This window comes from Halopseudomonas sp., assembly GCF_038130085.1.
GTDB lineage: Bacteria > Pseudomonadota > Gammaproteobacteria > Pseudomonadales > Pseudomonadaceae > Halopseudomonas.
The window spans coordinates 45,030-58,963 of sequence record NZ_JAYPMU010000004.1 but is presented as its reverse complement, the minus strand read 5'-3'; the positions used below and the strand labels follow the sequence as shown (position 1 = coordinate 58,963).

Sequence of the window (13,934 nt, the reverse complement as noted above, 5' to 3'; positions counted from 1 at the left end):
CCTCCCGGCGTGCTATGGTTTGCGGCGCCACTCACCGCGAAATGGAGCACGCTGGATGAAATTGACCGATCTGCTGGGTACCGAATTGCCATTGATTCAGGCGCCGATGGCGGGGGTGCAGAACAGCGCGCTGGCGCTGGCGGTGTGCCGCGCGGGTGGGCTGGGTTCGTTGCCCTGTGCCATGCTCGGTGCCGATGCCCTGCGCGCGGAGCTGGAGGTGCTGCAGCGCGAGGCGGCCGGTCCGTGGAATCTGAACTTCTTTGCCCACCAGACTCCAGCTGCTGATGAGGCCCGTGAACAGGCCTGGCGCGCCGCACTGGCGCCCTACTACGCCGAGTTCGGGTTGGACATCGACAGCATTCAACCCGGCGCCGGTCGCCGCCCGTTCGATGCCGAAACCCTTGAGCTGATCAGCCCTTACCGTCCCCCAGTGGTGAGCTTTCACTTCGGCCTGCCGCAAGCGGCGATGATCGAGCGGATCAAGGGCTGGGGTGGCAAGGTCCTGTCGAGCGCCACGACCGTGGCTGAAGCGCGCTGGCTGCAGGCCAACGGCGCCGATGCGGTGATCGCTCAGGGGCTAGAGGCGGGTGGTCATCGCGGCCATTTTCTATCGACCGATGTGAGCCGGCAGATGGGGACCTTCGCCCTGCTGCCGCAGTTGGTGGCGGCGCTGGATATCCCGGTGATCGCCGCTGGCGGCATTGCCGACGCCAATGGCGTTGCGGCGGCACTGGCGCTGGGTGCCGCCGGAGTGCAGGTGGGCACCGCCTACCTGCTCTGCCCGGAGGCGACCACCAGCGCGCTGCATCGGGCGGCGCTGCAGAGCGAGGCGGCGCAGCACACCGCGCTTACCAACCTGTTCTCGGGTGGCGCGGCCCGTGGCATCGTCAACCGGGTGATGCGTGAGTTGGGGCCGATGAGTGATGTGCCGCCGCCCTTTCCGCTGGCCGGCACGGCGATCGCGCCGCTGCGCGCGGCGGCAGAGAAAGCCGGAACCGGCGATTTTTCGCCATTGTGGGCTGGACAGAATGTGGCGGGTTGCCGCGCCGAGCCAGCCGAAAGCCTGACTCGCTCGCTGATGGCGGCTAGTTGACGTCGACCCGGTCGCGGCCGATCAGTCTGAGTAACTGTTGCAGCTGAGTCGGGTCGGCTCTGGTGAACCCGGTTTCCAGTGCGGCGATGCGCATCAGGATGCGATCCTTGCGCAGCCCGCTCTGCGGCAGCTGGAACAGTGAACCGGTCAGCTCGCGGAGCAGGAATGGCAGTTGCTGCTGGGCCTTGATCTGGTTGCCGAAGGGCGCGGCGTAATGGTTTACCATCTGTTTGATGGTTTCGTCATCGGCCTGCTGGCCGTAGTTCAGGTAGTGCTGAATGGCGCAGATAACGGCCATTTCGCCCAAGCGGCAGAAGTTTACCGCCGTATCCAGCGGGCCAGCGGCAATCGACTGATGCGCGCTGAGACGTTTCAAGGCTTGGCCGAGGGCTTCGCGTTCGGCAATGAATCCGGCAGCCAGGCGCTGCAGGATTGGGTGTTCGAGTGCTATGCGTGCCCGGGACAGGCGTTTTGCCAGCTCGGTGCAGGTGGCCTGACCGAGCTGGTCAAAGGCTTCTTCGAGGCTGACACAGGCGCCGTCGCGGCCGCGCAGCAGGCCTTCGCGGTTGGCGCGATTGATACTGACCAGCGCCAGCAGGGGTTCATTGCGCGCCAGAGTCAAATAGTCGGATCGGCTTGTCTGCTGTGGCAGCGTCGCGGCATCGTGCTGGCGTTCGGGTGTGGTCCAGGCCAGACGAATCGGTTGCTTGAGGCGGGCCTGCAGAAAGCCGTCCAGGTCGCCGATATTGCCTGCAGCAGCGCTGCCTTCCTGATCCCGCTGCAGCAGCCGAGCCAGCCGCTTGCGCAGATCATCGAGCTTGAACGGTTTGACGATCAGGTCGGCGACGCCCGCGGCCCGTGCGTCCAGTACCAGTTGGCGGTTGATGCTGGCAGTAATCAGCACGCGCACGCTGCGTGGGGCGCGGCGCGCGACGTCACGGGCCAAGTCCAGGCCGCTGCGGTCGCTCAGCTGCTGGTCGGCGATCAGCAGATCAACACGGTCACTGCGCAGGTGATTGAGGGCGCTGACGCCGTTATCAAACAGGCGGGTTTCAATGCCGCCCAGATCGCGCAGTACCGAGCGCAGCAGTTCGGCAATCCAGGGGTCCTGCTCAACGATGATGGCTTTCAATCGCGCTCTTCCCCAGCGGTGCAGATGCGGTTGCGTCCCGCTTTCTTGGCATGGTAGAGCGCGCGATCGGCTTGCTCCAGCAGGGCGCTGGTATCCCACTCAGGAGCACTGCAGGTGCTGATGCCGGCACTGAAGGTGCAGTTGAACTGGCTCTGCTCAGCAGAGAATTGCAGGGCCTCGAAGGCCTGGCGGATGTTGTCGAGGATGTTGACGGCATCCTGCTGGCTGCAGCCGGGAAGCACGGCAACGAATTCTTCGCCACCGTAGCGGCCCAGCCGATCAACCTTGCGCAGGCGTTGGCGCAGCAGGTTGGACAGAGCGCGGATGACGCTGTCGCCGCTGGCGTGGCCGTGCTGGTCATTGACCTGTTTGAAGTGGTCGATGTCGATCATGGCGATCGCCAGCGGCGTTTTGCTGCGCTGTGCCCGCTCGCCTTCCAGTTCGACCTGCTCCTTGATGTCGGCGTGCTTGAGCAGGCCGGTCAGGCTGTCCCGGGCCAGCGCGTCACTGACCATGCGGGCGCGCTGGGCGCGGGCATAGACGGTGGTCAGCAGGGCACTGTCGCTGATCGGTTTGGTGATGAAGTCGTCGCCAGCCTTGAGCAGCGCCGACATCTGCCGCTCGGCGTTGGTCTCCGCCGACAGATAGACAATCGGCACCCGCAGCCAGTCGTCGTTCAGGCGGATCACCTGAGCCAGCTCGGGGCCGCTGTATTCCGGCATGCTCAGGTCCATCAGCACCACTTCCGGGCTGAAGTTATGCATCTTGTCGAGCAGCTGGTTAGGGTCGGACAGGGTATCGATCAACATGCCGGCGTTGCTCAGCACCAGCGCATAGCGGGCGCTCAGTTCGGTGTCGTCATCCACGATCAAAACCCGGAACGGGCCACCCTGCTGGGTGTTGAAGCAGCGTTCAAGGCGGCTTTCCAGCTCTGGCAGATCGACTGGCTTGGTAAAAAAGCCGGTGGCGCCGGCTCGCACCGCCTGCAGTCGGCTATGGAAATTGTCCTGGGAGCTGATGACCAGTAGCGGCAGTGCCTGGGCGCAGGGCTTGTGAAAGATCGTGTCCTCCAGCAGGCGACTGCCGGGCGGACTGGCATCGATGATAACCGCATCCAGCCCCGCACCTTGCATCGTCGCTGGGGTGGCAAAGCAACTGATCTGGTAGCCGAAGCTGCTCAGGGTACGCTCCATCTGTTCACGCATCGCCGGGTCCTGAATCAGCAGGCCAATGTGGCGCTGCTCACCGTCGTCGCTGCTCAGTGGTTCCAGGCGCTGCGGTTCGTCTTGGCTGTTTTCGTTATGTTGCAGCAGCAGGTGCAGGTGCTGGGTGGCGATGCCCAGTGCGTCGAGTGCCTGTGGCGACGGCTGTGGGGCGTCCAGCTCGGCTTGCGCCTGCACTTCCAGTTCGCGGCAGCGCTCGCCCAGCTTCGCATAGCCGAAAGTGCCGGATGAGCCTGCCAGCTTGTGCAGACGGTCGCGCAGATCCTGCAGCGCGGCGGGGTTGGTTTGCAGCTGGTTGGCGAGCTGGTTGAGGGCATCCAGCTCGTCGTTCAGGCGCTGGCGGAAACGTTCTTCCAGGACGGCCAGCTGGGCGACCAGCTGCTCTGATTCATGCATGCTTCTGTTCCCAAATCGCGCGAATCTGATCTGACAGAGTCATCGGGTCAAACGGCTTGATGATCACCCCGGCGGCGCCCAGATCTCGGTAGGCAGCCACCTCCTGCGTCTGTGCTTTGGCGGTCATGAAGACCACTGGCACCCCGTGCATGCACGGCAATTTGCGCAGTTCTGTCAGGGTTTGCGGGCCGTCCATGCCCGGCATCATGACATCCAGCAGTACCAGCTGTGGCGCGAAGCTCTCCACCGCGGCCAGGCCGTCGGCGCCGGAGTCACAGCTGCGCACCACGAATCCACCAACCACCTCCAGAGCGACGCGGGCGACCTCCTGAATCGAGAGGTCGTCTTCGATGTGCATGATGCGTTTCAGTGGCATGGTCAGCGTATCCTGCGTTCTGTATGTCGATAATGCGTTGACCAACGTCAACATGATGGCACATTGCTGGATTTTGGTCAGTTATCCGGCGTTTTGACGGGGACTCTGAACCAGAAACACGCGCCCTTGCCCGCTTCTGACTCCACCCCCAGTTGTCCGTTCATCCGCTCGATCAGCTCCTTGCAGATCGCCAGCCCCAAACCTGTTCCGCCGCGCTGGCGCTTGTCGCTGGTGTCCAGTTGGCTGAATTTGTTAAATAGCAGCGGCTGCTGTTCGCGCGCGATGCCGATGCCCTGATCAACGACCTGAACCGTTACCGAGTCACCTCTTGGGTGCCACTCTATCCGAACCGTATCTCCCGGGTGCGAGAACTTTGCAGCGTTGGACAGGTAATTGGTTAACACCTGTTGCAATCGGCGCTCGTCGACAATAACCGTGACGTCGGTCAGGTCCTTGGCGAGCTGCCATTGCACCTGGAAACGGTCGGCGTAGGGCTGATTGGTGGCCAGCGCCTGCTCAATCAGCGGACGCAAGGCATACGGCTGCAGGTCTAGCTCCAGCTTGCCGGCTTCGAGCTTTTCCATGTCGAGTAGATCGTTGATCAACTCGTTGAGCCGTTCGCTGTTGTCCATTGCAATGCTCAACAGGCGCTCGCCGGTCTCGGACAGCTTGTCGGTTGCGCCATGGCGCAGCAGGCTGACGGCGCCGCTGATGGCGGTCAGCGGGGTGCGCAGTTCGTGGCTGACGGTAGCCAGGAAGTGGCTCTTCATGTTGCTGGCATGGCGGATTTCAGTGATGTCATTCATCACCACGATGGCTGCGCCGGGGCCGCCCCGCTCGGGGTACAGTAAACCCCCGCTGCAAAGCACGTAGCGCAGCGGTTGGCCGGCAGCGGCGATGCATATCTCGGCGTTCTCCACTGTCTCGCCTCGCCACGCGCGCAGCAGCGGTATTTCGTCTTGCATAAGCGGGGTGCGACCGTCTGCGGCATAGAGATCGTAGTAGTGTGCCCACTCCTCGGGCGGCAGCCGCAGCACGTCGGCGCCATGCCATTGTTGGGCCGTGGTGTTGAACAGGGTCAGGGTGCCCTTGTCGTTGCAAGCCACCACGCCGGCTTTGAGTGAGTCGAGCAGACGCCGGTTGAGGGCCTGCTGGTCTTCCAGGTCGCGTTCACGTTTACCTGCGGTCAGCAGACTCAAACGCAGCTGGAGCTGGAACTCAGCCAATCTGGCCAGGCGCTCAAGGGTATCGCGCTGCAGAGCACTGAGCTGGCGGGGTATGCGGTCGATGACGCACAGAGTGCCAATGCGCTGACCGTCCGGACTGGCAATCGGGTAGCCGGCGTAAAAGCGGATGTGCGGTTCACCGGTCACCAGCGGATTACCCTGAAAACGTGGGTCGAGGGCGGCGTCCTGGATTTCAAACAGGCCTTCATCCTGGATGGTATGGTCGCAGAAGGCGAGTTCGCGCGGGGTTTCGGTGACATCCAGGCCGACCCGGCTCTTGAACCATTGGCGCTGATCGTCCAGCAGCGATACCAGTGCAATGGGAGCGTCCAGCGAGTGCGATGCCAGCGCAGTCAGGTCGTCGAAGGCCTGCTCGCTGGGGGTGTCCATGATCTGCAAGGCCTGAAGAGCGTCGAGGCGCGCCTGCTCGTTGAGGGTCTGATTGTCCACGCTGGCTCCGGATGGCTTGCTCATGACCTGAGTCTAGACGCTCTCTGGCGGCGTATCGGGGCGATTGCACGGCAAGCTGATCCAGAACCGCGAGCCGGCCCCAGCGCTGGATTCGAAGCCGGTATCGCCGCCCATATGGCGGGCCAGTTCGCGGGTGATGGCCAGCCCCAGTCCGGAGCCCGGGCGCTTGCGTGTGCTGGTGCTGTCGACTTGGAAGAACTTGTCGAAAATGCGTTCCTGCTCTGCCGCCGGAATGCCGATACCGTCATCGTGCACGCTGATTTCTACCTTGTCACCCTGGCGCAGCGCATCCAGCCGGATCTGGCCCTGTGGATGCGAAAACTTCGCCGCGTTGGACAGCAGGTTCGCCAGCATCTGGCCGAGGCGCTGATCGTCGACCAGTACCTCGACGTCATCCACTTGTCCCAGTACCTGTTGTACCTGGAATTGTTCGGCGTAGCTGTGGTTCAGTTCCAGTGCCTTTTCCAGCAGCGGCTGCAGGCGGTGGGGCAGCAGGTCGATCTGCAGCTTGCCGGCGGTCAGCTTGTCCATGTCCAGCAGGTCGTTAATCAGCCGATGCAGGTTGTCGCTGTTCTGCACGGCGATGCCGAGCAGTCGGTGCATGCTGTCTGGTACCGGCCCCAGAGCCCCGCCGTCGATCAGCTTGATCGCGCCGCTGATGGCGGAGAGCGGGGTACGCAGCTCGTGGCTAACGGTGGAGACGAACTGGGCCTTCATCTGCTCGACTCGCACCTGTTCGGTGACGTCCCAGATAAAGCCGTCGACGCCTTGCAACTGGCCCTGGCTGTCGAACTCGCCGCGACCTTTTTCGCGGACCTGCACAATATGGCCGTCGGCATGAATCAGCCGGTAGGTGTATTCGAAATTCGGCTGCTGACGAAGCACGTTGGTGCGGGTCTGAAGCTGTTGCAGGTCGTCGGGGTGGACGATGCTCGCGTAGCTGCGGTACTGGTTGTCGATGAAGTCACCGGCGGGGTAGCCGGTAATACGTTCAATTTCGTCGCTCAGGTAGGACATGCTCCAGCCCTGCGCTGGCGCGCAACGATAGACTGCCCCCGGCAGGTTGCCGACCATGCTGCGAAAGCGCGACTCGCTCTGCTGCAGGGCGCGGGTCGTGTTGATCAAGTCGGTCATGTCGGTGGCGATGCCCAGAAAACCGACCGGCTCCCCGCTGGCGTCATCTATGCGTGTGACGGTCAGGTTGACCAGACGTTGCTGGCCGTCTTTGCGCACATAGGTCCACGGCCGAACCTCCGAGCCGCCACCCCGGACCTCATGCAGGAACACTTCAAGACCTTCGATCGGTTTGCCATTGCGCCGGGTCAGCTCGATGCTGCGCTCCTGTACCTCCGAGGCCAGGTGAAAACGCTCCGGTGATATCAGGCCGATAACCTCGTTGGCGCGGTAGCCGAGCAACTTTTCTGCACCGCTGTTGAACAGGGTGATCGCGCCGTTGGTATCGACGGCAATGATGGCCACCTCGGTGGAGGCATTGATCACGGCGTCGAGGAAGGCGCGGGCTTCGCGGGTTTCTTCGCTGGCGGCCATTTCCTGGCTGATGTCGGCGTGGATGCCACTCATCCACAGGGCATGGCCGCTGGGGTCGCGGTGGGTGACCTGACCGTGACTCTGGATCCACACCCAGTGGCCATCACGATGTTTAGCGCGGCAGAGGTAGCGCAGGTGATCGGTCTCGCCGCGCAGGTGAGCGACCATCTGTGCACGGGCGTTGGGTTGGTCTTCGGGATGAATCAGGTCGACCCAGGTCTTGGCTTCAAGCGGTTGCGGATGGTCTGGCGGGTAGCCAAGCATCTGTAGCCATTGGCTACTGACTTGCAGTTGGTGGCTGGTCAGGTCCCACTCCCAGCTGCCAACACCGGTAGCGTCGATGATCCGCGCCAGGCGCTGCTGCTCGTTGGCCAGATTCTGCTCGATTCGTTTGCGCGAGGTAATGTCGGTGATAAAGCCGTGCCAGACAATATCGCCGTTATCCAGCCGCTCCGGACTGGCGTAACCGGCAACCCAGATCTCGCCGAGGCGGGGGTGGTTGATGCGGTACTCGGAGCGCCACTCGCTGAGCTGCTCGGCCGACTCGCCGATTTCAGCCAATATTCGATCATGGTCGTCCGGATGAATCAGTGCCACGGCCGGATCGGCGCTGAGCGCAGCTAGCTCTGGGGTCAAGTCGTAGATGTTGCGGATGCCGTCGCTGGCAAACGGGAACCAGCTGCGTCCGTCGCGGCTTAGCTGATACTGGTAGACCATCCCGGGCACGTGCTGGTGGAGCTTGGCGAAGCGTTGCAGCAGGGCTTCGCGGGCCTGCTGTTCGGCGGCGTGTTCGAGCAGCCCACTGCACCAGCGGGCGCACAGACGCATGAAGTCCAGATCGACTTCGTCGAACGGGCGCTGGCGCGGTGTGGCGCTGGAAAAGTTCAGGGTGCCGTAGCGTCTGCCGTCGACGAACAGTGGTATGCCGATATAGCACTCCAGCGCGAAGGATTGGTAGCACGGGTGGCCGTTGAAACGGGAGCGGCCCATGCTGTCGATCGCCAGAACATCGTGGTGCTGGAAGGTCAGGTTGCAGTAGGTCTGTTCAAAGTCAAAGCGCGTGCCAGGCGCCGGATTGTCGTCACCGCTGCTGGCTGCCTGCACTTCGTAGACGCTGTCGCTAATTTGACTGACCAGCCCAAGGTCGAGATTCAGATAGTCGCAGCCCAGGTCCAGCAAGCGTTCCAGTTGCTGTTGATGCGACAGGCCGAAGTCGGCAGCGATGCGATTGAGTGAGCGCAACGCCAGACGCTGGCGTTCCAGGCGCAGCTGCAGAGCCTCATGCGCCTCGCGCTGCTGGATGGCGTGTAGCAGTTGGCCGAGACTGGTCTGCAATGGCGCGAGGAAGTCGAGCAATTCCGGCGCGGCCCGATGCTGGCCGTGACTTAGTGCCAGCATCCCCATCAGCCGCCCGCCGTAGAGCAGCGGCAGCAGCACCGCGTTGTTGAGGTCCGGGTCGTCGCTGTCGATCAGCCGCGCTTGTTGGTCATTGCTGGCGCTGTGCATCGCTGTGAGCAGCGCGGTGGCCGTCGGCTGAGCGTCTGGTCGGCGATCCAGCGTATCCAGAATCTGCAGTTGCAGTTGGCCGTTGGTGTCGACGATAGCCTGACTCAGGACCCCAACTCGGTAGCTGGTCAGCTGCAGAATTGGCTCAAGCACCTCGTCCAGACTGTTGCTCATCTGATTTTGCTGAATATACGCAGACTGGGTCCGGGCGATGATCTCCAGCAGGCGGCGCTGGCGCTCTCGCTTGCGGCTCTCGGCGCGTATCGCGTTGGCGTGATGCAGCATCTGCCGGCGTGCGGCCCGATAACTGAACAGCAACAGCGCTGTGAACAGGCTGCAGGCGGCCAGCAGAGCAAGCAACCACTTGGCCGCCAGTTGCTGCTGCTCCTGCTGATGAGCGGCAGCGCGGGCGCTGATATCTCGCCAGAGCAGCATGGCTGCGGGTTTGTTTCCGTTGGTCTGGCCGCGGGTGACCGCGTCGACCTGGATCAGGCTAAGCAGCCAGGTGCCGTTACTCGTGCTGTACAGCTGCTCCGGATGCTCGCTGTCGAGTGTACTTAACGCCTCGCTGAGCCAATCGGGCAACGGGCCGCCGAGCTCGTCGGCCAATAGCCAGCGGCCGCGGCCCAGCGCTGGCAGGGGGGAGCGCAATGTACCGGGCGCCAGCGTTGCGCTGTCGATCAGCAGTGCGAGGCCTTCGCTCTGGCTGGCTGGGCTGGCGGTAAAGGCCGGAAAGCCGATCTGCAGTGTGGCGACCGGCGGGCTGTCGGGGTGATCGTCAGCCAGGATCGGGGCGACGGCGCTTTCACTGGCACCGTGCAGATGCAGGGTTAGGCCGCTTTGCTGGATGCCGCTGGTCGCAACGCTGCGCAGCAGCGGGCGAGCAGCGTCGTGACGGTCGCCCCAGCTTTCGGGGTTTTGCATGCGCAGCAGCGCGGTCTGGTCGGCGGCCAGATGAATCTGCAGCTCCTTGGCACCGGCCTGCTGCAGCAGGTGCCAGAACCCATCGAGGTCGCTGATCAGTTGCGCTCGGAGTCGCTGAACCTCAGGATGGCCGCGGCCGTGCTGGTCGATCAGGACGCAGATACGGCGAATCAGACGCTGGATGTCTGGGTCCTCGCGCAGGCTGTAGACCGCAATCTGCGCTTCGCCGCGCATGGCCTGCTGGGCGTGGCGCATGCCGTTGAGCTGCGCGCGGGCGTCGAGGAACAGCTGGTCGCGCCAATGCGCTTCGCGCTGCTGCCAGGCGGAGTGGGCAAGAAACAGGAAGCATAGCGCTAGTAACAGGATGCCGAACGGCAGGGCAATGCGCCCGTTGCGCAAGGTCTTCAGCTTGGCCATTGATGATTTCCGCACATCTTATGGCCTGACGATAGCGGTTTGCCGAGCGCTGTGCCAGCGCTCGGTGGCCGGAGGTGTTACAGGCTGTTGTTGACGTGACCGCCGTCAACATTGATAACGGTGCCGGTCATGAACGAGCCGGCCTCGCTGGCGAGCAGCAGCAGCGGGCCATCCAGCTCATCAAGACGGCCAAGGCGACCCATTGGCACCTTGCTGCGCACGTAGTTCTGGCCGTGCTCGGTATCGAAGTAGTCGGAGTTCATTTCGGTGCGGAAGTAACCGGGGGCGATGGCGTTGACGCGGATGCCGTTCTTGGCCAGCTCCATCGCCATCGCCTTGGTCAGCTGCACCACGCCGGCCTTGGCTACCGCGTAGTGGGCCAGTGCCTTGCCGACGCGCAGGCCGAGGATTGAGGCAATGTTGATCACGCTGCCGCCCTGGCCACTGCTGGCCATCGCTTTGCAACCGCGGTGGGCAACGCGCCAGGCGCCGTCGAGGTTGGTATCGAGCATGCTGCGCCAGTTGCCTTCGTCCATCTCCAGGAAGGGCACCGGATCGCCAATACCGGCGTTGTTGACCAGGATGTCGCAGACACCAAAGGCTTGCTCGGCGGCGCTGAAACCGGCGTCGACGCTGTCGGCGTCGGTCACGTCCATGGTTACCGCGAGTGCTTCATGGCCCTGCTGCTTGAGTTCCTCGACCAGCGCAGACAGGCGGTCGGCGCGGCGGGCAGCCAGTACGACGCGGGCGCCGGCGGCAGCCAGTACGCGGGCGAAGTGGGCACCAAGGCCGCTGGAGGCGCCGGTAATCAGGGCGGTTTTGCCGGTCAGGTCGAAGCGCGAGGTGGTCATGAAACGAATCTCCTGTTGTTATTGGACTGCTGTTCAAGTGCGCAGGAGTATCGACCAAGTGGTCGCCGCACGCCAGTTTGCGGCGTCTGGGTGATGATGCGCGATCAACCGGTCGCAGGCAGCTCGATGGGCAGGCTGATCTGCACCAGCAGACCACCAAGTGGGCTGTTTCCGAGCAGCAGGCGGCCGTGATGGCGTTCGACGATGCGCTGGACGATGGACAGGCCAAGGCCGGCACCCTGACTGTTACCTTGGGTATGAAAGCGCTCCAGCAGGCGTTCCCGGTCGCCCTCGGGTACGCCGTCACCGCTGTCTTCGACCCGCAAGAGCAACTGATCGGCTCGGCGTTGCAGGCTGACCAGTACCCGGCCGCCGTCTGGCGCGTGCTGGATGGCGTTGCCAACCAGATTTTGCAGCAGCATACCGAGGCAGCCCGGTTCCATAGCGACCTTGTCAGGCAGGCCGCTGTCGCTGACCAGCTCCAGCTCCTGATTGCGCCGCAACGCCAGTGGCAGCAGTTCGGCGACCTCATCGCGGCAGCTTTCCAGCAACGCGACCGGGCTGCGCTGGCGCCGTTGATCGTCGGCCAGTCGGGCCAGCGTCAACATCTGCGAGACCAGTCGGGTAGCCCGCTCGACGCCCTGGCGCAGGTGCTGCAGCGCCTGCGCTCGCTCTGTCTCATCGACTGCCTGCATGGCGTTTTCCGCGTGAATTCTCAGCACTGCCAGCGGGGTGCGCAGTTCGTGGGCGGCATCGGCGATAAAGCGCTGCTCGCGAGCCAGCAACTGATGCAGCTGTTCGAGCATGCGATTCAGTGCCGCCTGCACTGGCTCCAGCTCGCGCGGCAGATCGCTGAGCACAATGGGTTGCAGGCTGTTGGGTTCGCGCAGGCGGATCAGCCGGGCCAGTTCGTCCAGCGGCTTGAGCCCGGAGCCGATGGCAAACCACACCAGCAGCACCATCGCCGGAATGCCGAGCAGATCGGGCACCAGGGTGCCAAGCACGATCTTGCTGACCAGCTCACCGCGCACATCGCTGCGTTCGCCGACCCACACCGCCAGGCCGCTGTCCGGTGCTTCCAGCACGTATCCGCGCCACTGGAATTCTTCTTGCTGCAGGTCGGCAAACCCCGGTTGCCAGTCGGCGTCTGTCAGCTGCGGTACGTTGAACGAACGGGCGATCACCGCGCCCTTGGCATCGCGTACCTGATAGGCCAGCTTGCTTTCATAGCGATGGCCGAGCTTTGGATGCTCGCCATTGGTTTCCAGCAGCGCCTGGGCCAGTTGCTCGGTCGGTACGCGGCCCTGGGAGGCGCTGAGCAGGCCGATGAGCACCCGCGCGCTCTGCCCAAGCTGCGCGTCGAACAGCTCTTCAACCTCGTGGGTGGAGTCGTGGTAGCTGGCCAAACCCATGATCAGGGTACCGGCCAGCAGCAGCCCGAGCACCCGGATCAGGATGCGTTTGCGGATCGATTTCATGCGTCGCGCTCGATCATGTAGCCGACGCCGCGCAGGGTGCGGATCAGACCGCTGAACAGCTTGCGGCGCAGGTGATGGATGTGGACTTCCAGGGTGTTGCTGTCGACCTCTTCGTTCCAGCCGTACAGCGATTGCTCCAGCCGGTCGCGGGTCAGCACACGGTCGGGCTGGGCCATGAGTTCGTGCAGCAGGATGAACTCCTTACGCGACAGATTGACCTGCTTGCCGTCGTAGCTGACCTGCTGGCTTTGCGGGTCGAGGGTCACGCCACGCAGCTGGATCAGCGGTTCGGCACGGCCGGCGCTACGCCGCAGCAGGGCGCGGATCCGGGCTTTCAGCTCTGCGCCATCGAAGGGCTTGATCAGGTAATCGTCGGCACCGGCGTCGAGCCCGGCGATACGGTCCTGAATGCCATCGCGGGCGGTCAGCACCAGCACCGGCACGGCCTGATGGCGGTCACGCAGTTCACGCAGCACCTGCAGACCGTCCATGCGCGGCAAGCCCAGATCCAGTACGGCCAGATCGAAGGGCTCGCTGCTCAGGGCGTGCAGCGCGCTGGCGCCGTCCTGCAGCCAGTCGAGGGTGTAGCCCTCGCCCTTGAGCGAGGTGAGAATGCCCTCGGCGAGGGAGGTATCGTCTTCTACCAGCAGCAGTCGCATGGGTTACCTGTTGGCGAGTTTATCCAGTCGGGCGCGGATCTCGGCCTGGCGACCCTGATCGGCCAACGGGCGATCAGGGCGCGGTGCAGCTGCCTGGGCCTTGAGCAGCGCGGCGCGGGCTTCAGCATAGCGCTTCTGGTCGATCAGGTAATCGCCCCAGAAGTAATTGCTGTCGATGCCGTCCGGGTTCAGTGCCAGCGCCTGCTTCAGCAGTGCCTCGGCCTGCTCGTCGTCACCAAAGCCGATCGGCCAGCCCGGTACCTGATAGTAGAGCGCGCCCAGGCTGGTGTAGGCCGAGCCCTGCAGCGCCTGCGGGTCGATCTGCAGGGCGTGTTCGAGCAGGCTCTTGGCCTCCTTGACCTTGCCCAGGGCTCCCAGCCCGCCGTCGGCACCGGCCCAACTGCTGAGGATGATGCCGCGCCAGATCAGCAGCGGAGCGTCGTTCGGCTCCTGCGCCAGCGCCTGCTCGGCTTCGGCGGCCAGCGCTTCGAAGGCGGCGGACTTCTGGTTATCCGGCAACTGATACTGAATTTCCGCCCAGCGCTGCTGCAGTGGGGCGATGTCAGCGGCCAGCGTGCCGAGGCTGAAGCTGGCCAGCAGGCCGGCGAGAAGGTAACGAACCCAAATGGACATG

General features: G+C 63.7%; 10 protein-coding genes. 1 reads left to right on the top strand and 9 read right to left on the bottom strand.

Translation table 11 applies throughout. The annotated features are described in order from the left end of the window. Nucleotides 1-55: 55 nt before the first annotated feature. Nucleotides 56-1,093 carry a nitronate monooxygenase gene (locus AAFM31_RS04485; RefSeq protein ID WP_341706715.1) on the top strand — a complete coding sequence of 346 codons (1,038 nt, stop codon included), beginning with the start codon at nt 56-58 and terminating at the stop codon, nt 1,091-1,093. On the opposite strand, the gene AAFM31_RS04480 is transcribed toward AAFM31_RS04485, so the two are convergent. The 9 genes from AAFM31_RS04480 to AAFM31_RS04440 form a co-directional block, all read right to left on the bottom strand. Next, the gene (locus tag AAFM31_RS04480) at nt 1,086-2,225 is read right to left on the bottom strand and encodes a response regulator (protein WP_341706714.1); all 1,140 of its coding nucleotides are present in this window, start codon (nt 2,223-2,225) and stop codon (nt 1,086-1,088) included. The genes AAFM31_RS04485 and AAFM31_RS04480 overlap by 8 nt on opposite strands. Further along, complete coding sequence (locus tag AAFM31_RS04475) at nt 2,222-3,844, bottom strand: diguanylate cyclase (RefSeq protein ID WP_341706713.1); 1,623 nt, start codon at nt 3,842-3,844, stop codon at nt 2,222-2,224. The genes AAFM31_RS04480 and AAFM31_RS04475 overlap by 4 nt, the downstream gene beginning before the upstream one ends. Further along, nucleotides 3,837-4,220: a response regulator gene (locus AAFM31_RS04470; protein ID WP_341706712.1), complete on the bottom strand. Its 384-nt coding sequence runs from the start codon at nt 4,218-4,220 to the stop codon at nt 3,837-3,839. The genes AAFM31_RS04475 and AAFM31_RS04470 overlap by 8 nt, the downstream gene beginning before the upstream one ends. Nucleotides 4,221-4,297: 77 nt before the next feature. Then, nucleotides 4,298-5,920 carry an ATP-binding protein gene (locus AAFM31_RS04465; protein ID WP_341706711.1) on the bottom strand — a complete coding sequence of 541 codons (1,623 nt, stop codon included), beginning with the start codon at nt 5,918-5,920 and terminating at the stop codon, nt 4,298-4,300. A gap of 9 nt (nt 5,921-5,929) precedes the next feature. After that, nucleotides 5,930-10,312, bottom strand: coding sequence for a PAS domain-containing protein (locus tag AAFM31_RS04460; protein ID WP_341706710.1), 4,383 nt, complete (start codon nt 10,310-10,312; stop codon nt 5,930-5,932). 77 nt (nt 10,313-10,389) lie between these two features. Beyond that, complete coding sequence (locus AAFM31_RS04455; protein ID WP_341706709.1) at nt 10,390-11,163, bottom strand: SDR family NAD(P)-dependent oxidoreductase; 774 nt, start codon at nt 11,161-11,163, stop codon at nt 10,390-10,392. A gap of 104 nt (nt 11,164-11,267) precedes the next feature. After that, a complete protein-coding gene (locus tag AAFM31_RS04450; protein WP_341706708.1) occupies nt 11,268-12,641 on the bottom strand; it encodes an ATP-binding protein in 1,374 nt (457 codons plus the stop codon). Continuing rightward, on the bottom strand, nt 12,638-13,300 hold the full coding sequence (locus AAFM31_RS04445; RefSeq protein WP_341706707.1) for a response regulator: 663 nt from the start codon (nt 13,298-13,300) through the stop codon (nt 12,638-12,640). Before AAFM31_RS04445 ends, AAFM31_RS04450 begins: the two co-directional genes overlap by 4 nt. Nucleotides 13,301-13,303: 3 nt before the next feature. Then, nucleotides 13,304-13,933: a tetratricopeptide repeat protein gene (locus tag AAFM31_RS04440; RefSeq protein WP_341706706.1), complete on the bottom strand. Its 630-nt coding sequence runs from the start codon at nt 13,931-13,933 to the stop codon at nt 13,304-13,306. Nucleotide 13,934 lies beyond the last annotated feature (1 nt).